The organism is Paenibacillus pseudetheri, assembly GCF_924513355.1.
In the GTDB taxonomy this organism is placed as follows: Bacteria; Bacillota; Bacilli; order Paenibacillales; family Paenibacillaceae; genus Paenibacillus_AQ; species Paenibacillus_AQ pseudetheri.
In genome coordinates this window covers 21,852-46,286 of record NZ_CAKMAB010000027.1, presented here as the reverse complement: position 1 = coordinate 46,286, position 24,435 = coordinate 21,852, and the positions used below count along the sequence as shown (strand labels likewise).

At 47.0% G+C, this 24,435-nt stretch carries 19 protein-coding genes and 1 other annotated feature; of the genes, 18 read left to right on the top strand and 1 reads right to left on the bottom strand.

What is annotated here, in order from left to right; genetic code table 11:
- Window positions 1-194 precede the first annotated feature (194 nt).
- The 13 genes from L1028_RS20890 (at window position 195) to L1028_RS20830 (ending at window position 18,991) form a co-directional block, all read left to right on the top strand.
- Complete coding sequence (locus L1028_RS20890; RefSeq protein ID WP_234539178.1) at window positions 195-449, top strand: hypothetical protein; 255 nt, start codon at window positions 195-197, stop codon at window positions 447-449.
- Between the two features lie 89 nt (window positions 450-538).
- Window positions 539-1,492 carry a hydroxymethylbilane synthase gene (gene hemC / locus L1028_RS20885; RefSeq protein ID WP_234539176.1) on the top strand — a complete coding sequence of 318 codons (954 nt, stop codon included), beginning with the start codon at window positions 539-541 and terminating at the stop codon, window positions 1,490-1,492.
- Window positions 1,493-1,497: 5 nt separating this feature from the next.
- On the top strand, window positions 1,498-3,051 hold the full coding sequence (gene cobA, locus L1028_RS20880; RefSeq protein WP_234539174.1) for a uroporphyrinogen-III C-methyltransferase: 1,554 nt from the start codon (window positions 1,498-1,500) through the stop codon (window positions 3,049-3,051).
- A gap of 580 nt (window positions 3,052-3,631) precedes the next feature.
- Entirely contained in the window at window positions 3,632-4,630 is a 999-nt protein-coding gene (gene hemB / locus L1028_RS20875) for a porphobilinogen synthase (protein WP_042191201.1), read from the top strand.
- A 78-nt stretch (window positions 4,631-4,708) separates the two neighbouring features.
- Entirely contained in the window at window positions 4,709-6,010 is a 1,302-nt protein-coding gene (hemL, locus tag L1028_RS20870) for a glutamate-1-semialdehyde 2,1-aminomutase (protein WP_234539172.1), read from the top strand.
- The gene (locus L1028_RS20865; RefSeq protein WP_234539171.1) at window positions 6,007-6,942 is read left to right on the top strand and encodes an RluA family pseudouridine synthase; all 936 of its coding nucleotides are present in this window, start codon (window positions 6,007-6,009) and stop codon (window positions 6,940-6,942) included. Before hemL ends, L1028_RS20865 begins: the two co-directional genes overlap by 4 nt.
- 360 nt (window positions 6,943-7,302) lie before the next feature.
- Entirely contained in the window at window positions 7,303-8,673 is a 1,371-nt protein-coding gene (locus tag L1028_RS20860; protein WP_234539168.1) for a LysM peptidoglycan-binding domain-containing protein, read from the top strand.
- A 341-nt stretch (window positions 8,674-9,014) separates the two neighbouring features.
- Window positions 9,015-9,298, top strand: a binding site (T-box leader).
- A 62-nt stretch (window positions 9,299-9,360) separates the two neighbouring features.
- Window positions 9,361-12,060, top strand: coding sequence for a valine--tRNA ligase (locus tag L1028_RS20855; RefSeq protein WP_234539166.1), 2,700 nt, complete (start codon window positions 9,361-9,363; stop codon window positions 12,058-12,060).
- Window positions 12,061-12,065: 5 nt separating this feature from the next.
- The gene (locus L1028_RS20850) at window positions 12,066-13,442 is read left to right on the top strand and encodes a bifunctional folylpolyglutamate synthase/dihydrofolate synthase (RefSeq protein WP_234539164.1); all 1,377 of its coding nucleotides are present in this window, start codon (window positions 12,066-12,068) and stop codon (window positions 13,440-13,442) included.
- Between the two features lie 6 nt (window positions 13,443-13,448).
- Window positions 13,449-14,828 carry a UDP-N-acetylmuramate--L-alanine ligase gene (murC, locus tag L1028_RS20845; protein ID WP_234539162.1) on the top strand — a complete coding sequence of 460 codons (1,380 nt, stop codon included), beginning with the start codon at window positions 13,449-13,451 and terminating at the stop codon, window positions 14,826-14,828.
- Window positions 14,829-15,108: 280 nt separating this feature from the next.
- Window positions 15,109-16,275, top strand: coding sequence for a GGDEF domain-containing protein (locus L1028_RS20840; protein WP_234539160.1), 1,167 nt, complete (start codon window positions 15,109-15,111; stop codon window positions 16,273-16,275).
- A gap of 36 nt (window positions 16,276-16,311) precedes the next feature.
- On the top strand, window positions 16,312-17,493 hold the full coding sequence (locus L1028_RS20835; protein WP_234539158.1) for a GGDEF domain-containing protein: 1,182 nt from the start codon (window positions 16,312-16,314) through the stop codon (window positions 17,491-17,493).
- A gap of 313 nt (window positions 17,494-17,806) precedes the next feature.
- Window positions 17,807-18,991: a glycosyltransferase gene (locus L1028_RS20830; RefSeq protein ID WP_234539156.1), complete on the top strand. Its 1,185-nt coding sequence runs from the start codon at window positions 17,807-17,809 to the stop codon at window positions 18,989-18,991.
- A 91-nt stretch (window positions 18,992-19,082) separates the two neighbouring features.
- Here the strand turns inward: L1028_RS20830 and L1028_RS20825 are convergent, their stop codons facing one another.
- Window positions 19,083-20,069, bottom strand: coding sequence for a diaminopimelate dehydrogenase (locus L1028_RS20825; protein WP_234539232.1), 987 nt, complete (start codon window positions 20,067-20,069; stop codon window positions 19,083-19,085).
- Window positions 20,070-20,285: 216 nt separating this feature from the next.
- Here L1028_RS20825 and L1028_RS20820 point away from each other — a divergent pair, with 216 nt between their 5' ends.
- The 5 genes from L1028_RS20820 to L1028_RS20800 all read left to right on the top strand — a co-directional run bounded on the left by L1028_RS20820 (window position 20,286) and on the right by L1028_RS20800 (window position 24,426).
- A complete protein-coding gene (locus L1028_RS20820; RefSeq protein ID WP_234539154.1) occupies window positions 20,286-21,521 on the top strand; it encodes an SPOR domain-containing protein in 1,236 nt (411 codons plus the stop codon).
- A 240-nt stretch (window positions 21,522-21,761) separates the two neighbouring features.
- Entirely contained in the window at window positions 21,762-22,007 is a 246-nt protein-coding gene (locus tag L1028_RS20815; protein ID WP_042191180.1) for a DUF4321 domain-containing protein, read from the top strand.
- A gap of 34 nt (window positions 22,008-22,041) precedes the next feature.
- Entirely contained in the window at window positions 22,042-22,638 is a 597-nt protein-coding gene (locus L1028_RS20810) for a Maf family protein (RefSeq protein ID WP_234539152.1), read from the top strand.
- 24 nt (window positions 22,639-22,662) lie between these two features.
- Window positions 22,663-23,352 (top strand): RadC family protein, encoded by a 690-nt coding sequence (gene radC, locus L1028_RS20805; RefSeq protein ID WP_234539150.1) that lies wholly within the window; start codon window positions 22,663-22,665, stop codon window positions 23,350-23,352.
- A 39-nt stretch (window positions 23,353-23,391) separates the two neighbouring features.
- On the top strand, window positions 23,392-24,426 hold the full coding sequence (locus tag L1028_RS20800; protein ID WP_042191174.1) for a rod shape-determining protein: 1,035 nt from the start codon (window positions 23,392-23,394) through the stop codon (window positions 24,424-24,426).
- Window positions 24,427-24,435: the final 9 nt, after the last annotated feature.

The window sequence follows — 24,435 nt, the reverse complement described above, 5'->3', positions numbered from 1 at the left end:
AGTAGCTGGAATGTCCGAAAGTAGGGCAAAAATGCCTCGGAATTGCCCGGAAACGGTCATATTAGCGAAATGAGAGGCAAAAATGCCTCGGAATTACCGAAAAACGGCCATATCAGCGAAAGAGAGGCAAAAATGCCTCGGAATTACCGAAAAACGGCCATATCAGCGAAAAGAGAGGCAAAAATGCCTCGGAATTGCCCAAAAACGGCCGTATTAGCGAAAAGAGAGGCAAAAATGCCTCGGAATTGCCCAAAAACGGCCATATCAGCGAAAAGAGAGGCAAAAATGCCTCGGAATTACCGAAAAACGGCCATATCAGCGAAAAGAAAGGCAAAAATGCCTCGGAATTGCCCAAAAACGGTCATACCAGCGAAAAGAGAGGCATTAATGCCTCGGAATTGAGTAATAACCGCCGATGGAGCCGAATAAATGGAAGGTATGCCATTTAATAGTGCGGAGTAGCTTTTGGTTGGTTTGGATTACTATATACGGTCTACGGTGAAGAGTAAGAGGCAGACGTAATCAGGAGGAATGAACAATGCGTAAGATTATTGTGGGGAGTAGACAGAGTGCGCTTGCGTTGACGCAAACGGGGCATGTGATTGCGGATCTGGAGCGACTGAGCGAGGAGCATGGCTTTGGATTCACTTTTGAAGTGAAAAAGATTGTTACCAAAGGGGACCGCATCCTTGATGTCACCTTGTCCAAGGTAGGCGGCAAAGGGTTGTTCGTGAAGGAAATCGAGCAGGCCATGCTGGAAAAAGAAATCGACATGGCGGTGCACAGCATGAAGGACATGCCCTCCGAGCTGCCGGAGGGGCTGATCAACGGTGCTGTGCCGAAGCGCGTCGATCCGCGCGATGCGCTGATCTCTAACGGAGGCGTCTCGCTGGACGAGCTGCCTCCGGGCGCACGCGTAGGCACAAGCAGCCTACGCCGTTCCAGCCAGGTAGCTGCGCTGCGGCCTGATCTGGTCATTGAGCCCGTGCGCGGCAACATTGACTCGCGGCTGGGCAAGCTGGAGAGCGGCGAATTTGACGCGATCCTGCTTGCGGCAGCGGGGCTGTCGCGCATGGGCTGGCAGGATCGCGTCAGCGCCTACCTGCCGCCGGAAGTTTGCCTGCCCGCTATAGGGCAGGGCGCACTCGGCATCGAGTGCCGCGCAGATGACGCTGACCTGCGGAAGCTGCTGGCGTTATACAACGACGCCGATACAGCGTTGACGGTGGCGGCGGAGCGCACGTTTCTTGGCGCGCTGAACGGCGGCTGCCAAGTGCCAATTGGCGCTTATGCGGTGCTTGACACAGCTGCCGAAGCCACTGCCGCGGAGAGCCAAATAATCTCCTTAACCGGAATGGTGGGAACACCTGACGGTTCAACGATTTTGAAAGAAACTTGCACTGGGGTAGACCCGGTACAGCTCGGCGAAGAAGTCGCTAAGAAGCTAATCGCAAGAGGAGCGGAGAAGATACTGTCTGACGTTAGGGGATGAGGGGATTGACGGGGAAAGTTTATTTGGTAGGTGCAGGTCCCGGGGACGCAAAGCTGATTACTGTTAAAGGTCTCGAGTGTATCCGAAAAAGCGACGTGGTGGTGTACGATCGGCTGGCAAGTCCTAGATTGCTGAAATGCATGAAACCTGGCGGCGAGAAGATTTATGTTGGCAAGCTGCCGGATCGCCACACGATGAAGCAGGAAGAGATTAATCAATTGTTAGTTGATCTGGCTTTACAGGGGAAAACAGTGGTGCGGCTGAAGGGTGGAGACCCTACGATTTTTGGCCGCGTAGGTGAAGAAGCGGAGCTGCTGCGCAAAAATGGGATCTATTACGAAATCGTACCGGGTATCACGTCGGCGATCAGCGTACCTGCTTATGCGGGTATACCTGTCACGCACCGCGATCATGCTTCTTCCCTGTCGATTATCACCGGACATGAGAGTCCGGATAAACTGGATCATTCCATACATTGGGATAAAGTAACGAATGCCACAGGGACGTTAGTGTTCCTGATGGGCGTAGCTAAAATAGGATATATCTGCGCCCAGCTGATCAAGCACGGGCGTCCGCCAGAAACACCAGTGGCGCTGGTGCGCTGGGGTACTCGCGCAGATCAGGAGACGCTGACGGGAACGCTCGCCGATATTGAGGCGAAGGTGAAGGAGGCGGATTTTCAGCCGCCGGCCGTCATCGTCGTTGGCGACGTGGTGCTGCAGCGTGAGCAGCTCAAGTGGGCCGAGGCGATGCCGTTATTCGGCAAACGCATCGTGGTGACACGGGCTCGCAGCCAAGCGAGCGAGCTGGTGGATATGATTGAGGAACTCGGCGGGGAACCCTACGAGTTCCCGGTGATCGAGACGATCATGCCGGAAGGCGCAGAGAAGAAGGCGAAGATTGCAGCGGCGTTTGGCGCGCTGGAATCGTACGACTGGGTATTCTTCACTAGCCCGAACGGCGTGGAGTTTTTTTGGCGCCACTTGGCGGAGCTAGGGGCGGACATTCGGGGGCTTCACCGTGCAAGGATTGCAGCGGTGGGGCCGGGGACAGCAGCCGCGCTGGCGCAGCGCGGGGTGATTGCTGAGGAGCTTCCGGCGAAGTTTCAGGCGGAAGGTCTGATTGAGACGTTCGGTCCCCGGCTGCTGCCGGGGCAGAACGTGCTGTTGCCGCGCGGCGATCTGGGGCGCGACTGGCTGCCGGCCAAGCTGAGAGAGCTTGGCCTTCAGGTCACAGACGTCGATACCTATGAGACGGTTGTGACGGGTGAGGATGACGACGAGCTGTTGAAGCTGCTGGAGGAGGGGCGCGTTCACGCGGTGACTTTTACTAGTTCTTCAACGGTGCGCAATTTCATCCACATTCTGAAAAGAATGGGGATCGAAGATCCACTCCCATTGCTAGCTAACGTGAAAATAGCCTGCATCGGCCCATTAACCGAGCAGACTGCGGTGGAAGCGGGGCTTACCCCGGGACTGCTGTCTGAAGAAGCAACTATTAATAGTCTGGTGCAGGAACTCTGTCGCTGGAATGCGGAGACTCAGCTACAAAAAGCTTGAATTGACACCAATAGAACATCGGCTTTACAACATCGTCTGTAGTTGTATCTAAGCTCGGAAGCGCTACGCCGCTATTGTAAGTAACTTAAGTAACATTAAATTGGCCACCAAACGCAGTTACTGTTGAAGCTCAGAGTATGATGGATGGCGAAGTTGTAAACTAACTGGTGTGTGTATGGGTGAGTAAGTTTATGTGCGTATAAAGTTCACGCAGCTCTAAGTGATATGTTAGATGTTGGGTACTTGGATTAGTATGCAACCTAGTGGAAATATAGCTTTTAATCTGGTTACGAGACTGGTATGAGGTTTGTTAGCATGAGGTCTGATTGAGGTTAAGTTGCACTTTATACACTTAAATTCCCTGGATATTAGCGAAGATCGATTTTAGTTGTAATATGTGCAATTAAATATGGGCTAGAATAGGGTTTTTCGCTCTTTTGTAATAAATAACTGTAGAGAGTGCAACTAAAGCTTACAGTTACGATATAACATCAAAATAACTGCACAAACTACAACTAAGCCGCAGTTAGTCAACGATCGAGGGTTTGGTTATATATTTTATTTTCAGGAGGATGAACAAATGAGCTTTCCAATTACACGTCACCGTCGTCTACGCGGTTCTGCTGGAATTCGCGGTATGGTGCGGGAGACCGTACTGAATGTGCTGGATTTTGTACAGCCTATATTTGTGACTTATGGAACAGGTGTGAAGAATGAGATTAGCTCGATGCCGGGCGTGTACCATTTTTCGCTGGATACTTTAAAAGCAGAAGTGGACGAGATTGCCGCACTAGGCATTCCGGCTGTACTGTTATTCGGGATTCCTGAAACAAAGGACGCTATCGGTTCTTCCGGTTTCGCAGAGGATGGAATTGTGCAAGAGGCTACTCGCTTGATCAAGCAGTGGTACCCTGAGCTGTTGGTCGTTGCAGATACCTGCCTTTGTGAATTTACGGATCATGGACATTGCGGGATGGTGCATACGCATACGGTAAATGGCGTGGTACACGGTGATGTCATCAACGATGCTTCTCTAGAACTGCTGACTCGTACGGCGGTATCCCAAGCTAAAGCGGGAGCAGATATTATTGCCCCTTCGAATATGATGGATGGATTCGTACACGCGATTCGTGCGGGACTAGATGAGAATGGTTTTGAGCATGTGCCGATTATGTCGTATTCGGTCAAATATGCTTCGGCATTTTATGGCCCTTTCCGCGAAGCTGCGGATTCAGCACCACAGTTCGGAAATCGCAAAACCTATCAAATGGACCCTGCCAATCTGCGCGAAGCGCTCCGTGAAGCAGAATCCGATGTGCTGGAAGGCGCAGATATGTTAATGGTGAAGCCAGCTCTGGCTTACTTGGACGTGATTCGTACGATCCGCGACCAATTTGATTTGCCTCTTGTGGCTTACAATGTGAGTGGTGAATATTCCATGGTAAAAGCAGCAGCGCTACAAGGTTGGATTGACGAGCAAGCCGTTGTGCTGGAAATGCTGACTGGCATGAAACGCGCCGGAGCGGATATTATTATTACTTATTTTGCAAAAGATGCTGCCCGCTGGCTACGCGGTTAATCTCAATCACAACGATATCGCTGCATAGGCAGTTACCTTATACCTGTGTGACCAAGAACAGAATAGGAGTGAAAATAGATGAGTAATGAGCCATTGGCGCGTAAAGAGGAAGCGTCCCGCAAGGCTTTTGATGAAGCAAAACAATATATTCCCGGTGGGGTGAATAGCCCTGTACGGGCGTTCAAATCTGTAGGATTGACTCCGATTTATGTGGATCATGGGATCGGCTCGCGTATTTATGATATCGACGGCAACAGCTTTATCGACTATGTGTGCTCATGGGGACCGCTAATTATGGGTCATGCGCATCCAGATGTTGTAAAGGCTTTGCAGGAAACGGCAGTAAAAGGGACAAGCTTTGGTGCACCTACTTTACTCGAAACAGAGATGGCTAAAACCGTTGTTGAACGTGTAGCTTCTGTAGATATCGTACGTATGGTTAACTCCGGAACGGAAGCGACGATGAGCGCGATTCGCTTGGCACGTGGTTACACTGGACGCAGCAAAATCTTGAAGTTCGAAGGCTCTTACCACGGTCACGCAGATAGTCTGCTTATTAAGGCCGGTTCTGGTGTAGCTACATTAGGTTTGCCGGATAGCCCGGGTGTTCCCGAAGGTGTTGCAGTAAATACGATTACAGTTCCATACAATGATTTGGAGTCCACTCAGATTGCTTTCGAACGTTTTGGCAGTGAGATTGCCGCAGTGATCGTAGAGCCGATTGCCGGCAACATGGGTGTTGTACCACCACTTCCAGGATTCCTGGAAGGACTTCGCAAGTTAACTTCGGACAATGGATCTTTGCTTATTTTTGATGAAGTAATGACAGGATTCCGTGTCAACCGAGGCTGTGCGCAAGGTCTGTTCAACATTACTCCGGATATCACCTGCTTCGGAAAAGTCATCGGTGGAGGACTTCCAGTAGGCGCTTATGGCGGTAAAAGAGAGATCATGGAACAAATCGCTCCTACGGGACCGATCTATCAGGCTGGTACACTTAGTGGTAATCCATTAGCGATGGCGGCAGGACTCACTACGCTCAAGCTGCTGACACCGGAAGTATATGATCGTCTGGAGCAATTAGGGGCGCGTCTGGAAGCAGGCTTGAAAAAGAATGCAATCGAGACCGGTGTTCCGCTGACGATTAACCGCGTGGGCTCGATGGTCTGCCCGTTCTTCACGGAAGGACCTGTAACGAATTTTGAGACGGCTAAGACTAGCAATACGGATCTTTTCCGTCGTTATTTTGGTCATATGCTGAGTCAAGGCATTAGCGTACCGCCTTCACAGTTTGAAGGCATGTTCGTATCGGCTACGCATAGTGAGCTGGATATTGATGATACCATTGAGGGCCATTATAACGCCCTGAAGGCCCTTTGAGTATTGGAGCCGGAGAACGAACCGGTGGTGGAGCTTGGACTAGACGTGGAGAGTGGCTGGAAGTAACACCCGGCAAAATCATTACTGGAGCCGAGGATTCTGAAGCTGCGATTGATAAGTGGCTGCTGGAAACCGTAGGCATGCCTGAGAAGCTTCATCTGCGTCTGCGCCGCGAGGGGGGCATTCAGTGGAAGGGAGATCGACTTCGACTGGCACTTTTTCCGGATCGTGAAGCGGGTATTGAACCGGTATGGGAAGAGCTTGAGGTGCTGTATGAGGATGATTTTTGCTTGGTTGCCCATAAGCCGGCAGGGATGGCAGTTCATCCGGATGGCAGTGGCTTAGGTGTAACGCTGGATCACCTTGTAGCTGCGCATTATGTTGCTTCCGGTGATGCTGTAGCTGTAAGACATATTCACCGCCTGGACAAGGATACAACAGGCCCGGTGATGTATGCAAAGAATGAGTTCGCACAGCTTGTCCTAGATGAGAATATGCGTGAAAAAAGCATCTCACGGCTCTACGCCGCGATCGTAGAAGGCACAGTGCCGCCTACACTTAAAGTGATCGACGCACCGATTGGGCGTGATCGTCATCATGCGGCGCGGAGAAGAGTCTCGCCCGGCGGACAATCCGCCGTGACTCGAATCATCGGACGCGAGGCAATGCATGGCGGGAGCCTGGTGCATGTGCAGCTGGAGACCGGAAGGACGCATCAGATTCGCGTCCATCTCAGCCATATGGGTCACCCCTTGTACGGGGATGCGCTATATGGCGGCCCGGTCTGGGCTTCCAGCGCTGCTGGCCGACATGCACTCCATGGCGAAAGGCTGTCTTTCCGCCACCCTTGGAGCGGTGAACAACTGGAAGTAAGCGATCCGTGGCCGCAGGATATGGTTCAGCTGCGGGAGCTGCTGTCTGAAACGCCTTGACGGCTACGTTATAAACCTGAGAACCGTGGAATCAGCAAATGCTGGTTTTACGGTTCTTTTTTTATCTATTTTTCGTGGAGTATATAATTTTCAGTTTTTTCAGAAAGAAGCATCTATCCATGCCCTAATAGCAAAAGCAGCATATAATACTTTGTTCACGCGGAGTAGTCATTCTATTGGCCGGCAAATAGGTTCGAATAGTCCCTGAATTTATGAAATTAATAGCATCCTGTCCGATTAGTGCTACCAAAGTTGTCATGCCTTTCTGTTTGAAGCATATACATGTGGGGAGTAACATTTTGGGCTTATGCTCTGGGCCTGTCTCAGGGTTAGATTATGCCAAGAAGGAGGACATATCCCGTGTTTGATCAGTCCCACGGCTTGCGGTTTGATATTTATGAACGCATTCACCTATCGGAAGAGCTTCCGGGAATAGCTGAGCTGGAGGAGGTTGAACTACTTCCGGAAATCCAGGTGACTCAGCGGGAGGATCGTGCCGAGTTATATGGTCAGCTGTTGCTTACCGGACTCTATCGGAGTGAAGATGACCGAACACAACGTCTGGAGCATGCCATTCCCGTTGAAATCACTGTTCCGCTTACACGCGTCAGCTCGATTGAAGATATCGGGGTGGAGATCGAGAATTTTGATATTGATCTGCTCACGATGCGTACAGTGAATATAACAGGCGTATTATCACTGCGGGGAATCGGTGGTGCGGAGCCTCAACCACAACCGGCCTGGCAGCAGGAAGAGTACACAGTTGCCTATTCCCCTCTTAGTGATGACAGGGTAATCGAAGCATCTGCAGAGAACCAAGAACACGAAACGGATGCACTTTATGAAAATTCACAGTGGACCTTTGGTGAGGATGCATCGGAGGTTGCCGTGGAAGATCATGAGCATGCTGAAGCTAATGCAGACGCATCAGAGGCTCCACTGGTCTCGAGTGGAGCTGGTCATTCGTCCCCTATAGTGAATTTCTCATCCGCTCATGAGAAGGACAAGGGAGCGAAAGCTCGGACGCATAGTCTGGATTCGCAAACAGAGGATTCCAAAGCAGGAATAGCGGATTACTGGTTTAAAGCTGAGTCACAGAATGAAGCTGAGGCCACTCAGCTGAATCAAGTTAGCCAGGCGAGTCAAGCGGATCAGGAGCAAGAAGCCGAATATACTTTTGCTTCAAGAGAAACCGCTGTTCCAGCAGCTAATGCTGATGCGGATCAAGATATTGCCGTATTCGCTTCGGAAAACGAGGCCAATAATGAACTTCATGCACAAGAAGAGAATGCTCAGCCGATCCACGAGAATACGAATGAAGTTTTTGTTTCTCAAGAGACTGTGCCACAGTCAGAGGAGAAGCAAGATCTTAAGATTGCGCTAGGAAGCAAGAAAGATGCTGAGGCTCCAGTCAAAGAACATCTCACCTTCTCTTCATTACTCAGTTCTAGTCGTTCTCGTAAAGAACAAGAGGCTCTCCTGTCTGAAGGAAATGTATCGGCTGCAGCGATCATTCCAGAGGCTGGAAATAATACGGAGTGGAAGAGCAGATTCATTACTGGAGCAGATGGCGCTAACCTATTCCGTAAGGTTCGCCTTTGCATCGTGCAGCGTGAAGAAACGCTGGATACAATCGCAGAGAAGTATCAGCTAAGTGCGCGGGAGCTGGGAATGTATAATCGATTGTCTGGGCAGAGTGTAGAAGAAGGGCAAGTGTTGTACATTCCGTAATTGAATTACAATGCGTACTCACAGGAATAGTTGAATCCCGATCTGATAGTGGATCGGGATTTTTGTCAAATATAAGAATATATAAGTTTCACGTTATACATTAACCTTATATTTCTCAAATAAACGCTTACCGTCCGTAAAAGGACGTCGAGGGCGTTTATTCTTGTGTGACCGGAGAACGTTAGAATGCGGGGGATCTAATCAATGCAGTGTGATGAATCGAATGAAAATTCGACATATGCACGCTATAAGTCGAAATTCCGCTTAAAGTCCCGCTGTAGAAGCCTATTCAGGTTGACTAGGGAAGACTCAAAATGTATTATGGAGTAAGCAATATCTAAGTAAAGACTGGGAACGGGAAGAGTAGGCGGTCAGCCCTTCAGAGAGCGGAATGCAAGTGCTGTGACATTCCGTAGGATACAGCCACCGAAGTCGCCCCGGAGTCGCCCTTCTGAGCTTGTCTTCATGGATATGAAAGATAAGTTAGGATGTGGCCGGTAGCAGCCGTTATCTGTACGAGTGTCGCGCTAAGCTTCTCAACCGTAAGGTGAGAGAAGTGTAGGTTTATTTTTCATTGGCGCGAAACAAAGGTGGTACCGCGAAAGAATGGCCTTTCGTCCTTTGAGACGAGGGGTCTTTTTGTTTTTTAGAAACCAACTACAAGTAACCAAGTGGAGGTATCAGAGAATGGCTGACCAAAACAATCTAACAGCGGCAGATGCTGCTGCTGCAAATGATTCTAAGAATGAAATGCCAACCACGTATGATCCGAAATCGGCAGAAACCAAGTGGTATTCCTACTGGACAGAGGGTGGATATTTCCGTGCAGGCGGGCGTCCGGATGCAAAAGCATACAGCATTGTAATCCCGCCACCAAACGTAACGGGAATGCTGCACATTGGCCATGCGCTTGATTTTACGCTTCAGGATATCCTGATTCGTACGAAACGGATGCAGGGCTTCGACACGTTGTGGCTACCAGGTACGGATCATGCCGGTATCGCAACGCAGACTAAGGTAGAACAAAAGCTGCGTGAGCAAGGAATTTCAAGACATGATCTCGGCCGCGAGAAGTTCCTGGAGCAGGTGTGGGAGTGGAAAGATAAATATGCGAACACCATTCATGAGCAGTGGGCTAAGATGGGGCTTTCCCTTGACTATTCCCGCGAACGTTTTACCCTGGATGAAGGGTTGTCGAAAGCTGTACGCGAGGTATTCGTTAAGCTCTATAATAAAGGCTTGATCTACCGCGGCAAACGCATTATCAACTGGGACCCGGCGGCTCGTACAGCATTGTCGGATATCGAGGTTGAATATAAAGAAGTTAATGGTCACTTGTATCACCTGCGTTACCCGCTCAAAGACGGTAGCGGATTTATTACAGTAGCGACCACACGTCCGGAGACGATGCTGGGTGATACAGCGGTTGCTGTTCATCCGGAAGACGATCGTTACAAAGATCTGATTGGCAAAACGTTGATCCTGCCGATTATTGGCCGTGAGATTCCGATTATCGCTGATGATTATGTAGACAAAGAGTTTGGTAGTGGTGCGGTTAAGATTACACCAGCTCATGATCCGAATGACTTCGAGATGGGTCAACGTCACAACTTACCGCAGATTAACGTAATGGATGAGAGCGGTACGATGAATGAAGAAGCAGGACCTTACCAAGGTCAAGACCGGAGTGTATGTCGTAAGGCCATTACTGCTGACCTGAAGGAGCAAGGTGTGCTGATCAATATCGAAGATCATGTGCATCAAGTTGGCCACAGTGAACGCTCTGGAGCCGTTGTTGAACCCTACTTGTCCACACAATGGTTCGTGAAGATGCAGCCACTCGCTGAAGCTGCCATCAATGCACAGAAGGATGGGAACGGGGTTAACTTTGTACCGGACCGTTTCGAGAGAACTTACCTGAACTGGATTGAGAACGTACGTGATTGGTGTATTTCCCGTCAGCTGTGGTGGGGACATCGTATTCCAGCATGGTATTCCGAGTCTACTGGTGAATTGGTTGTGGCAAATGACGAGGAAGAAGCACGCCGGATCAGCGGTCTAACCGACTTGAAACAGGATGAAGATGTACTGGATACCTGGTTTAGCTCTAATCTGTGGCCTTTCGCCACACTAGGATGGCCAGATGAGAACAGTGCAGATTTCAAACGCTACTATCCGAATGATGTGCTCGTAACAGGCTACGATATTATTTACTTCTGGGTAGCGCGGATGATCTTCTCAGCTCTTGAATTTACCGGAGAAAAACCTTTCTCAGATGTATTGATGCATGGTTTGGTACGGGATTCCGAAGGTCAAAAAATGTCCAAATCACTCGGAAATGGCGTAGATCCCCTTGAAGTAATCGAGAAGTATGGCGCAGATGCAATGCGTTATATGATTTCTACCGGAAGTACAGCTGGACAGGATCTACGCTTCCGTTGGGAAAAGGTTGAGCAGGCGCGCAATTTCGCCAATAAGATCTGGAATGCATCACGCTTCGCGTTGATGAATTTGGAAGGCGTAAGCTTTGAGAATATTGACATTTCGGGTGAGCTAAGTACTGCTGATCGTTGGATTTTGCACCGTCTGAACGAAACTTCTCGTGAGATTACGCGTCTAATTGACTCGTACGAGTTCGGTGAGACCGGTCGCCAGCTGTACAACTTCATTTGGGACGATCTATGTGACTGGTATATTGAGTTCGCGAAGCTATCACTTTACGGATCAGACGCTGCGGCCAAAGCGAAGACACAGTCTGTACTTGCCTATGTACTAGACCGCACAATGCGCCTGATTCATCCGTTTATGCCGTTTATTTCGGAAGAAATCTGGCAGCACCTTCCGCATGAAGGGGAGACAATTACCCTGGCTGCATGGCCGGAGTATGATGCTGCTCTGGAGAACCCGCAAGCGGTAGCGGAAATGAACCTGCTGATGGATGTAATCCGGGCCGTTCGTAATATCCGGGCTGAAGTGAATGTGCCGATGAGCAAGAAGGTTGAATTGATCATCAAAGCGGGTAATGAAGAGACGCTGAGCATTATCACCCGTAACGACAACTACATTGGACGCTTCTGTAATACGTCTTCCTTCGAGGCTGGCCTGAATCCAGAAACACCGGATAAGGTAATGTCCGCTGTAGTAACAGGAGCAGAACTGCTTCTGCCATTGTCGGGACTCATTGATATTGAACAAGAAATCGCTCGTCTGGAAAAAGAAGTACAGACGCTGAACGGCGAAGTAGAACGTGTGGAGAAAAAGCTGAGCAATCAAGGCTTCGTTGCTAAAGCTCCCGCTAAAGTTATCGAAGAGGAACGGGCGAAGCAGGCAGATTATTCTGCTAAACGTGAAAAAGTACTTGCCCGCATCGCAGAGCTGAGAGGATAAGAGACATGGATGACCTAAATCGGGGCGGAAGAACCGCCCCTCTTGCGACATATACCGAAGCGGTTGATTGGATCAAGAGCTTAATCCCTTTTGGGATTCGACCTGGTTTAGATAGAATTCAGATGTTGATGGACAAGCTAGGAAATCCGCACCGTCGTTTGAAATTTATTCATGTGGCAGGTACGAACGGCAAAGGTTCAACTTGTGCTTTTTTGACTAGTGCACTTATACAAAGCGGCTATTCAGTAGGCACCTTTACGTCTCCGTATATTACAAAGTTCACGAACCGGTTCCAATATAATAATACGGACATCTCTGAAGAAACGCTTGTCGAGCTGGTTAACCAATTGCGTCCACTAGTCCAAGAAATTTCGGAAACGGAGTTTGGCTCACCTACGATGTTCGAGGTAACTACAGCTGTGGCTATTCTATTTTTTGCGGGCGTCTCTTATCCTGATGTTGTCGTATGGGAGACCGGGCTTGGGGGAAGGCTGGATGTAACGAATATCGTGACTCCGATTGTTTCTGTGATTACTAATGTCGGTCATGATCACATGGATATTTTGGGAGATACGCTAGAGAAGATAGCCATGGAGAAAGCCGGAATTATCAAGACAGGCGTTCCTGTTGTTAGCTGCGTAACTCAGCCGGAAGTCGTGGCGGTTCTGAAAGAAAAAGCAGCGGCTTGCCGCTCTACTCTTTATCTTGCCGGAGAAGATTTTAGTTATGAAGCTAATGAAATCCGTGAGGGTGTGCAGACTTTTCATTTTAACGGTCCCTTTCGTTCGCTTGAGCTTGGGATTGTGATGAAAGGCGAGCACCAGATTAGCAATGCGGCAGCTGCCATGATGGTACTTGAGGTTCTGCGTCAGTATATAGCCTTTATGCTTGAGGATGAAGATGTGCTTGAAGGTTTACGCCATGCATTCTGGGCTGGAAGGCTGGAAGAGGTAAGTACGTCTCCAAGGATTGTGCTGGACGGTGCACATAATCCGGAAGGTGCGGAGAGTCTTGCAAAAAGTCTGCCTCAGCTCTATCAATACGGTAAATTAAATTTACTTATGGGAATGCTGTCAAATAAGCATCATGAATCCTACTTTAAGCATATACTGCCTATAGTGGATACGCTCATCCTGACCGAACCGGATTTCCAGAACAAAATGGACGCGGAGAATCTGCAAGTTATCGCAGAAAGTCTGCGGGAGAAATATGCCAAGGAAAACTTGGCAATCATAGTAGAACATAATTGGGGAAAAGCGCTGCAGCTACTGAAGTCGATTACAGCGGAGGATGACCTTGCCGTCGTATCTGGTACGCTGTATTTAATCTCTGACGTACGCGGTACACTTTTGCAGCAACCCGATACTGAAAAAGGCTGGTGACGACTGTTGGATACTACTGAACGTGTGCATTTTATAGGGATCGGCGGCTACGGAATGAGCGCGATTGCCCGGGTAATGCTGGAAATGGGATATACAGTTACGGGCTCCGATGTGGCTGCCCAAGAATTAACGGATAAATTGATTGCCAAAGGTGCCAAGATTTATATCGGGCATACAGCGGAACAAGTAAAAGGTGCAGATCTAGTCGTATACTCTACGGCGTTGTCTAGTGATAATGTGGAATGGGTGGAAGCTGAGCGTCTGAAGATTCCAATTCTGCACCGGTCACAAATGTTAGCCCGTTTATTGAATGAACGTAAAGGGGTAGCCGTTGCTGGAGCACACGGAAAAACTACCACCTCCTCCATGATCGCACTTGTGATGGAAGAGTGCGACGTTGATCCAACGTACATTATCGGTGGAGAGATTATGAACGTGGGTACGAATGCAAAGGCGGGACAAGGTGAGTTTGTAGTAGCGGAAGCGGATGAGAGTGATGGCTCTTTCCTGCACTATCACCCTTGGCTTGGGATCGTTACGAATGTTGAAGCGGATCACTTGGAAAATTACGATGGGGATTTTAACCGTCTTAAGGCTGCATACGTGCAGTTTATGAACCAAACGCGCGAAGATGGAACTGCTATAGTATGCGCTGATGACGAGAATGTGATTTCTCTTTTACCTGAAGTAACAGGTAAGGTGATTACCTACGGTATCAAGTCGAACACTGCCGATTATATTGCCACTGATATCATTCTGGGCGATCGTCAAGTGTCGTACACGATGAATCATAATGGAGAAGTGCTTGGACGTATTGAACTTTCAGTTCCCGGACAGTACAATCTTTATAATTCAATGGCAGCGGTAATCGCTTGTTTGAAATCAGGGATTTCTTTCGAGAAAATCGCTGAAGCGATTGTGAAATTCCATGGTGCGAAGCGCCGTTTTCAAGTGCTCGGAGAAGTCGATGATATTCTGGTCATCGATGATTATGCGCATCACCCTACCGAGATTCAGGCAACGATCAGTGCTGCCAAGGCTACAGGAAAACGGATTATTGCGGTATTCCAGCCTCAGCGCTATACACGTACCTTCTTCCTGTTAGATGCTTTCAGCCGTGCCTTTAGCGAAGCCGACGAAGTCATCATCACCGATATTTACTCTCCGGCTGGTGAGAAACAAATCGAAGGTGTTACTTCTGCGAAGCTTGTTGAGCTTATCGTTAAGAACAGTAATGCGGGCGCGAGACATCTACCAACCAAAGAAGATGTGCTTGCTGATCTGACACCTCGTATTGCTCCAGGTGATCTGGTGATTACGATGGGCGCAGGCGATATCTGGAAGGTCGGATACGCACTGGCAGACGGGTTGAAGAAGAAGCATTAAGGTTACAAATCGAGGCCAATTCGAGGATATTTATATCCTCTATTCAATAGCACTTCCCCCAAATTTCGTTCAGATCATCTATTTGTTTATCTGAAGGGAGCTTAGGGGGAAGTGTTTTTTGGTATTGTTAACGTATTTACTGATATAGTTATAAAGTGCTATAGTGCTGTCAGAAGAGGATCAATTTTTTAACGTATATTTGGGGTCCCCACAAAGTACCTGAGTACGCATCGAAGCAAAGCCTCACTTTGTGGGGATATTTTCGCATAGGTGGTGACGTATGAGCTCCCTGCTTGAAATTAGAACACTGATTTATTTGTTTATTTTCGGAAATTTATTTATATTGTTGCTTATAACCAATTATCGAAGTACCGCTGTTAAAGATACAGCTTCCACCTTGTTCATCCGATCAAAGGAGGTACAGCTACTCTTTTGGTGTTCGATTTTATTGTGGGATTACCTCCCTCATGCGTTGTCCATTCCGCTTAGCAATGCTCTGATCCTTGGAGGGTGCTGTCTAGAAATTACAGCGTTACTGCTGATGATGGGAGTTCTGGGGCCAAGAATTAAGCGATATTACATCATCCTTTCGGTATTGAGCACAATTAGTTTTAGTATCGTCTCATTATTTTTTAATCATTCCAACTTGCGCATCGCTTGTACTTCACTTTGGTCTATACTATTTATAGTTTATCCGGCTTATCATCTAACTGTAAATAAACAGGCTACCCCTCTTCAAAAAATATTAGGCGTATTATTTTATGTATTTGCAGCGATTATGCTGATGAGGGCGCTTGTTGCATTGATTTGGGAGCCCGAGATGAATGTGTTCTCAACAAATCTTACACAATATTTGTATTATCTGGGGATGTATTTATTATTTATCGTAGGGGCTGCCGGTTTTATTCTACTCTCAAATGAGCATTCCTTCGTCAAACTAAAAAGAATAGCCAGTTATGATGATTTGACGGGGATACTAAACCGTGGAGCATTTCTTCAGGAAGCGGAGATAAAGCTTGAAAAGGCAGTTCGATTGCAGGCCTACTTCTCATTTTTGCTATTGGATTTGGATTATTTTAAAAGGGTCAACGATACTTATGGTCATGATACCGGTGACATTGTACTGGAAGAATTCGCATCGACGATTAAAGATAATCTCGGAAATGGCGATTTGTTTGGCAGACTGGGGGGCGAGGAATTCGCAATCATACTCTGTGGGGTAGATGAGGAAAGCTGCGACCAGAAAGCTGAAGTGCTTCGCGAGGCGATAATGAATACTTCCACTAATAAGGTTCAACAGGGGTACACAGTTAGTATAGGTGTAATTACGATCATGCCAGATCAGGAGATCTCGATAAATAAGTTGTACAAGCTAAGCGACAAGGCATTATATCAGGCCAAACAAGAGGGAAGAAATAGAGTCATCAGATACCGGTATGTATACTGAGAGTCAGGAATACTAGGGGAGGTGAACTTCACTCATATGCATCTGGATCTCCAGACATTGCTGGTGTGTCTCTTTTTGTGGCAATCGTTCACGGTGCTGCTTATCGTGGTGTATCGTTTGCGTTATGCGCAGGAACAGACTTCTTCATTGTTTATCACAGCAAAATATTTGCAACTAGCAGCCTTGATCCTCTTATTGCTGAAGGATTTTATAGATACTCCACTTAGTCTACCGATCATAGCACTACTTGCTTTGGCTGGAGGAACGCTCGAAAGCTTGGCGCTTCTAATGCTTCTCAGAGTATTCGGGAGCAAGGTTGAGAGATATTATTCTATATTATTCGGAGCATCGATTGTCGTTGTGGTGCTTATGTATTTGTTGATGCCAGAGGATCCACTCGTTATTCCAGTCGCTTGTCTGGCTGGAGTCCTAATTATAGCCTATCCTGCTTATATTCTATGTCTGAAGGTCATGGAGACTTCGCTACAAATAATAATGGGACTGCTATATTGTATCGTTATCTTATCATTGGCGGGTAGGGCTTTGGAACCGCTATATTCCGTGTTAGGAATCAATACACAAGTTTCACAATTTCTTTATTTGTTTTTTTATCTCGGGATTTATTTGTATATGTTCCTAGGAACCGCTGGAATTATGCTGCTTTATAGAGAGGATTCCTTTGCAGAAATGGAGCGGGTAGCAACTTATGATGAGTTGACAGGGATTTTGAATCGCAGGTCGTTTGTGCTACGTGCTCGGCCTTTAATAGCTGCTTCAGCGATGAAGAAGCTGCCCTATTCTTTTTTACTGCTGGATGTGGATCACTTTAAGAGCATAAATGATAATTACGGCCATAATACAGGTGACCAAGTACTAACTGATCTGGCGTCTAAAATAGAGCATCAGCTTGGCCATGGTGATCTGATCGGAAGATTTGGGGGAGAAGAGTTCGCAGTGCTCCTGCACAGAGCCGATGAGAAGAGTAGTGATGTTATTGCTGAAGGAATGCGCACAGCTATTATAGGTTCAATGATTCATGGCGTACCGCTGCACTACACGATAAGTATTGGAGTCATCACGATAGAATCGGGCGAACGTCTTTCTCTGAACAATCTCTACAAACTTTGTGATAATGCATTGTATCAGGCTAAGAAAAAGGGTCGGAATTGCGTTGTTAGAAGCTACGAAAATATAGAAGTGTCGTCCTTTCGTCATTAGACGAGGAAGGCACTTTTTTGTTTGCATAGGAGATAGTTCATAATACCTAACGAAAGTAGATTTTTTTGTGTGGAAACTTCATGTTCATGTATAACTGGAAAAAGAGCTTTTTAGATTCAATTATCAAAAAAAATTGCGATTTATAAAGGATTATCGCAATGAATTCAGAATGAGGAATGAAAATACATGAAAAATTTAATGTTTCCCTATAAATCGACAAAAATTTTATGTGAAATGAGTTACTATTGAACTGCATCTAAAGTTGCAGTGATAAGTAGAGAGGATTAATACAAGAATACAAGGAGTCAGAGTCATGCGGGAAAGAATGCTGTTCCTTTCAGCTCAGAATCAAAGTGCAGAGGATCTAGAAGGAGAAATGAGAACAGGGAGTATTCTCGAGATTTTGCTGGGGAAATTTGATATTGATTTACTAACGTATGCCAGTACGAACAAGGATATGTCTACAAATGATGGAACTGCACTAACGGTTCATTACATTAACGGGTGCATTACCTCATGGAGATCCATGCTGCGTCCCTTACATATATTACGGAATTTCACTAATCGGAGTTATGTGGATAAAGATATGAAGAGTACCATCATGGAACTTTGTAGATCGAATAATTATAAACATGTATTTATATCGCATAGCTTGCTTGGAAATTGCATTGATATGGTTCGTAATCTGCTTCCTGAAGCAAGTGTTATTACAGATACGTATCGTTTTGAGAGTAGGCTTGCCGTTGGAAAAGAAATCGGGAAGCCGAGCAGCAGTAATCCTTATTTTAAACTAAATGAGGCTTTGGTTCGGCGGAATAAGCGGAGACTAATGAATAAAACGGGTGTACTCTTAGCAACCTCGGAATGGGATGCCCTTTCATTCAAATCTCTATCCTTTGCGGATGCTCGTAAGGTTCATGTTGTTCCTCATTTCATAAAAATGAATGAATACGACGCTTTTACTGAGCCTGTTGCAAAAGAAAATTCAATGGTTCTGCACTGGAATATGAACACCAGACAGGGAATTAAGGCTGCTCAAAGCTTCTTTAAGAAAAGCTATCCTTTGATTAAAGAACAAGTGCCTGATATCAAGTGTTACATCACCAGTCATGAGGTTCATACGGAAGTGTTGACGCTTGTAAAAGATGATGTATCGGTTATTATCACAGGACCTTTGAAACCGTCTGCTGATTATATACGTCGTGCTAAAGCGGTTCTAGTGCCTATCCTTGAAGGCTCTGAAGTCTCCAGAAACATTCTGGAATCATGGGCACTCAAAACGCCGGTGGTTACTAGTTCTACAGTATGCGAGCGATTGAACTGTGAGCATAACCGTAATATTTTGCTTGCTAATACCTCAGTTGATGTTGTTGCTAGTGTAATAACGCTGTTAAAGAATCCCGAGATGGCAACGATTATTGCTGATCGGGCGCATCGCACATTGTTGAAGGATTATGAAGTGAGTTATGTGAAGAATAAGATTCTTAGTCTTGTATAAAAGGTACGCTCGATAAGGCTGTGTCTGCTGTAAATAAAACCCGCGAGGACGTTTTAGGGTCCTACGCGGGTTATTTCATTCTTGTATGATTTTACAACAGGTTACGACGCAGTTCTTCCGGTGATTTCGGAGATAACATTCCGAGTGGAATATCAAATACTGTACGCGCTCCGCTCTGTCCTTCTTGACTCATACGCTGAGCGGCTCTGGCATAAGCCACAAGCACACTAGCCGTAAACTCTGGATTGCTTTCCAGCTTCAGGCCGAATTCAACAATCTGTTTCGTACCTTCCCCTGTTACACCACTGCGAATAACAAACCCGCCGTGCGGAATTCCGCTATGCTGAGCTGCCAATTCTTCTTCAGTGATGAAAGTAACCGTAGTATCATAATCTGCAAAATAGTTCGGCATATTCACGATCTCTTCACGAATGCGTTCTTGATCTGCACCTGCCTCAGCCACTACAAAACACTCTCTGATGTGCTTCTGGCGAGTGCTAAGCTCTGGTGTTTCGCCAGCGCGAATGGCATCAATAACCTCTTGTACTGGAACCGTATATTGTACGCCACCTTTAACGCCCTCTACTCTGCGAATCGCATCGGAGTGGCCTTGGCTAACGCCTTTGCCCCAGAAGGTATATTCTTTACCTTGCGGAAGAATAGCTTCAGCGAGCAGACGATTCATTGAGAATAAGCCTGGATCCCAGCCAGTAGAAATTACGCTGAGTGTTCCACCTTGTTTAGCTGCGGCGTCAACGGTCTCGTAGAACTCGGGGATTTTGGCATGAGTATCAAAGCTGTCCACGGTATTAAACATCCGGGCAATGGCTGGCGTTTGTTCTGGCAGATCGGTAGCCGATCCTCCGCATAGAATCATAACATCCACTTTTCCCTTATATTGTTCGACGGCAGAGATGTGCTCGAACTTCACACCGGCTTCTCCGGCTTCCAGTTGTCCAGGTTCTCTGCGCGTAAAGATCGCAACTAGCTCGATATCTTCACTTTGGTTGATAGCCTTACGTACACCTTTTCCTAAATTTCCGTAGCCTACAATAGCTGCTTGAATTTTTTGTTTCAGAAGAAGCCCTCCTAATCAGTAGTGAACTAAAGCATCATTTCTAGTTTACCTAGTATAGTGTACACCTTTAGCTCTTTTTATATAGTATATAAAAGGTACATGTAATGTAAACTGAATCTGCATAATCTTTCATAATTCTTATGACATAAAAATAGCATATCTCTCTATTGTCTATCATATATTTCCTTATAGATTAATTGAGGTGAGGTGTAACTGTTGAATAACGGAAGAATGACATTCCGATTTGACGTGAACAAGGACGAGCCTAAACCCAAGCCTAAAGTGGTGGAGCGCTGGTCAAATGGCGGACTGGGCACAGCAGAAGAGTATGCTGAGGGACAACGTCAAGAGGTAGGTCCAGCACAGCAAACATGGCTTTATGAGCCCGATTTTCGTTCTACACGTGAGGAACCACCGGAAGATTCCTATGACTATTACTCGGGTACTGTAGATCCACGTCAGGAAGAATGGGACGAACAGGATAAGGATTTTAGATATACACAGCAATCGTATCTTCTGTCAGATATGGTTTCGGATAGCAGAGATAAATTAGAAAATGTATCCACTGGCAATTTCGGAGGCTCCTATCATACTCGGCGTCCTTCATATTGGTGGAAGTTAGCTCTTTCTGTTACGGGAGCCATCGGTACAGGGGTGCTGCTTGGTTATGCTGCACTTTCTTTTTTTTACGGAGGGAATATGGACAGTAGCTCTGGAAATGGAATAGCAGATATGGCTGCTACTTCAGAGCAGTCTAGTGGAGCTAAAGATTCGGCTGGTGTTGGCACATCAGGTTTGCCAGTTAAGGGGACTGAGAATGCCGGGAAGAACACCATTCCAGTTCAAGTAGCTACGCAAAGCTATTATCTGCTGCAGTACGGAGTATTCAGTACGCCCGCAGGCGCCGAACAGGCTCGCCAGGAGCTGTTAACCGCAGGTTTGGCCGCAGGTATGGATCCTGCCGACGGCAATCGCGTGTATGCTGGAATGTCATCCGACCGTGAACAGGCCAAGCTACTTAGCAGCGGGCTAAAGAATCAGGGTATTGAGCTGTATGTGAGAGAGGTGGCACTTCCCGGGGCAGAACAGCTTGTCTATACCGGTAATGCAGAGGAAGTGAAGAACTATTTCTCCGTGAGCGGGCAGCTGCTCAGTGAACTAAGCAGTCAATCTGCTTCTTTATTAAGCGCTGGCCAAACTAGTATGACAGCAAATACCCCCGCTATGAGTGATCTCCACCTGCAATGGAGTGAAGCAGTAAAAGTGCTGGAACAAGGCGTATCTCCTGAAGCCAAAAGCATTTGCGCAGCGTTAGAGAAATCAATGAGCCAAGGGATATCAGCATGGAGTGAATATAACAAGAACAAGGCTCAGGGCCTACTTTGGGAAGTGCAAGAATCGATGTTGAGTTTTTTGACCAGCCAGAAACAGCTGCTAACTGCAATGAATTAACTGATAGAATGTTGACTTTAAAGACAGCAAGCCTCCAGATGTGGTGGCTTGCTGTTTTGGCGAGAAAGAGGAAATTATCCCTATATAACTTAAACTATAATTGATACGGAGGATGGTATCGCTCCGCAACTTTTAGTGCAAATGGTGGTAAACATTACCGTAAGGGATTTTACGTTTGTATTGATCACAATTTCACCGTATAATAATTAGGGTGTCAAAAAATGGCGAGGGAAGACTGAGATGAAGAAGAAAAATGTAGGAACACTGCTGTTATTTCTAATTCTTGGCTGGCTGGCTGGAGCCTGGATCGCCAAGCTGCTGCAGCCGGTAAAGGCTCTTTCTTTTCTAACAACATCGACTGTGCTTAAGTGGTCTCCGCGAGCTGATTTGGACATCATAACCTATGACATCACTATTCATTTGAAATTGTGCATGCTAAGTCTCGTTGGTATTATTACAGCTGTATGGCTGTACCGAAGACTGTAACTCTTGTTACTGATCAAGAAGGGACGTTTACAACGTGGACAACTTACAACACATTATTTTAGCCTCAGGTTCACCGCGTCGACGAGAGCTTTTGTCATTACTGGGCTTGCCTTTTGAGGTCATTACCAGCGAAGCTGACGAAAGCACACCACCGGACTTTACGCCGGAGCAAATCGTGCGGAGTTTGGCTCTGCGAAAAGCAGAGGCTGTAGTGGCTGCAGCAGGAGAGCGTAACGCAGTAATTATTGGTAGTGATACGATTGTTGTACTAGATAACACTGTGCTAGGCAAACCGGTGGACGAGCTGGACAGTAAATCGATGCTTACCAGACTTCAGGGCCGGAATCATAAGGTATACACGGGTGTAGCCTGTATTGGACTTCCGCATGGAAAGACTATAGTGGAGCACCGTGTTACTTCCGTAACGATGAGAGCAATGACGGAGAATGAAATTATTGCTTATATAGCTACGGGAGAGCCCGCTGATAAGGCTGGCTCTTATGCGATACAAGGGCTTGGCTCCACTTTGGTGGAACGAATTGAAGGCTGTTATTTCAATGTTGTCGGATTGCCGCTGTCGCTTCTTGGCGAAATGCTGTCCGAGTTCGGTATAACTGTATTGAACCGGTAGGAAGCTTGGGAAAGAGGGATAGGGATGGAGTCGCAATCAGTAATGCTGCGGGACCTCCCCCATGAAGAACGACCAAGAGAGCGCATGATGCATTATGGGGCGGAATCATTAAGTCAAGCGGAGTTGTTAGCCATTCTGCTGCGTACGGGAACACGCCGTGAATCGGCTATTCATATTGCACAGCAGATGCTGGGGAAAATCGGTGGCCTGCGTGGGCTAGTTGATCTTAGCATCGAAGAACTGACCGAAATCAAAGGTATCGGCCCTGCCAAGGCCGTGCAACTAAAAGCAGGCATTGAACTTGGAAGGCGCCTTGCGAACTCCAGGTTTAACATGTCGGTCATTATCCGTTGTCCTGAGGACGCTGCGGAGATTCTGACCGAGCAGTTGCGTTATTTGCAGAAGGAGCATTTTGTATGCTTGTTTCTGAACACGAAGAATCACGTGATTGGACAAGAAACGTTGTCTATGGGCAGTCTTAACGCTTCGATTGTTCATCCTCGTGAGGTATTCCGAGCAGCTATAAAATGTAGTAGTGCCTCTATCATATGCGCACATAATCATCCTAGTGGTGATCCAACGCCTAGTCCGGAGGATATCTCCTTGACCTCAAGACTGCTTCAGGCAGGCGAGATTATCGGGATTGACGTGTTAGATCATCTAATTATCGGGGATAGCAGCTTTGTAAGCTTGAAAGAAAAAGGACACATGTAATATAAATGTGAAGATTTACTTAGGAAAAGGAGAATTAGCATGTTGGGTAGTTTTACGAAAGATTTAGGAATTGACTTGGGGACAGCGAATACGCTTGTCTATGTACGCGGTAAGGGGATCGTTGTAAGAGAGCCTTCCGTTGTAGCCATTAACACTGACACTAAGACGATTGAAGCCGTGGGTGAATCCGCTAAAAAAATGATCGGCCGTACACCGGGAAACATCCGTGCGATCCGTCCGATGAAGGATGGCGTTATCGCTGATTTTGACACAACGGCTACGATGATAAAATATTTTATTCGTCAAGCACAGAAACAACGTTCTATGTTCCAACGTCACCCTAATGTAATGGTCTGCGTACCATCCGGCATTACTGCTGTAGAGCAACGTGCCGTAGAAGATGCTACTAGACAAGCTGGTGCTCGCGAAGCTTACATTATTGAGGAACCTTTTGCTGCAGCGATTGGTGCAGATCTACCGGTATGGGAGCCAACAGGAAGCATGGTTGTTGATATCGGCGGTGGTACAACTGAAGTTGCTGTAATTTCACTCGGCGGTATTGTCACTAGTCGTTCCGTACGTGTTGCGGGTGATGAAGCGGATGAGTCTATCATTCAGTACATCAAACGTCAGTACAATCTGATGATTGGTGAACGTACTTCGGAACAGCTTAAAATGGATGTAGGTTCTGCCTTGCCACTTGAGAAAGCTGAGACTATGGAAATTCGCGGACGCGATCTCGTTACAGGCCTGCCAAAGACGCTTACAATTACTTCTGATGAGATCTGTGAAGCATTGTCCGATACAGTGAGTTCTATTATTGAAGCTGTTAAAGTAACTTTGGAAAAATGTCCACCGGAACTCGCAGCAGATATTATGGATCGCGGGATTGTCTTGACGGGTGGAGGCGCCTTGCTTCGTAACTTGGATAAACTGCTTGCGCGTGAAACTGGAATGCCAGTTATTGTCGCTGAGAACCCTCTGGATTGTGTAGCTATTGGAACAGGAAAGGCGCTTGATAATATCCATTTGTTCAAGAGTCGCAGCAGTTCCAGTCTTCGCTCTAAGAGATAAGCCTATGTA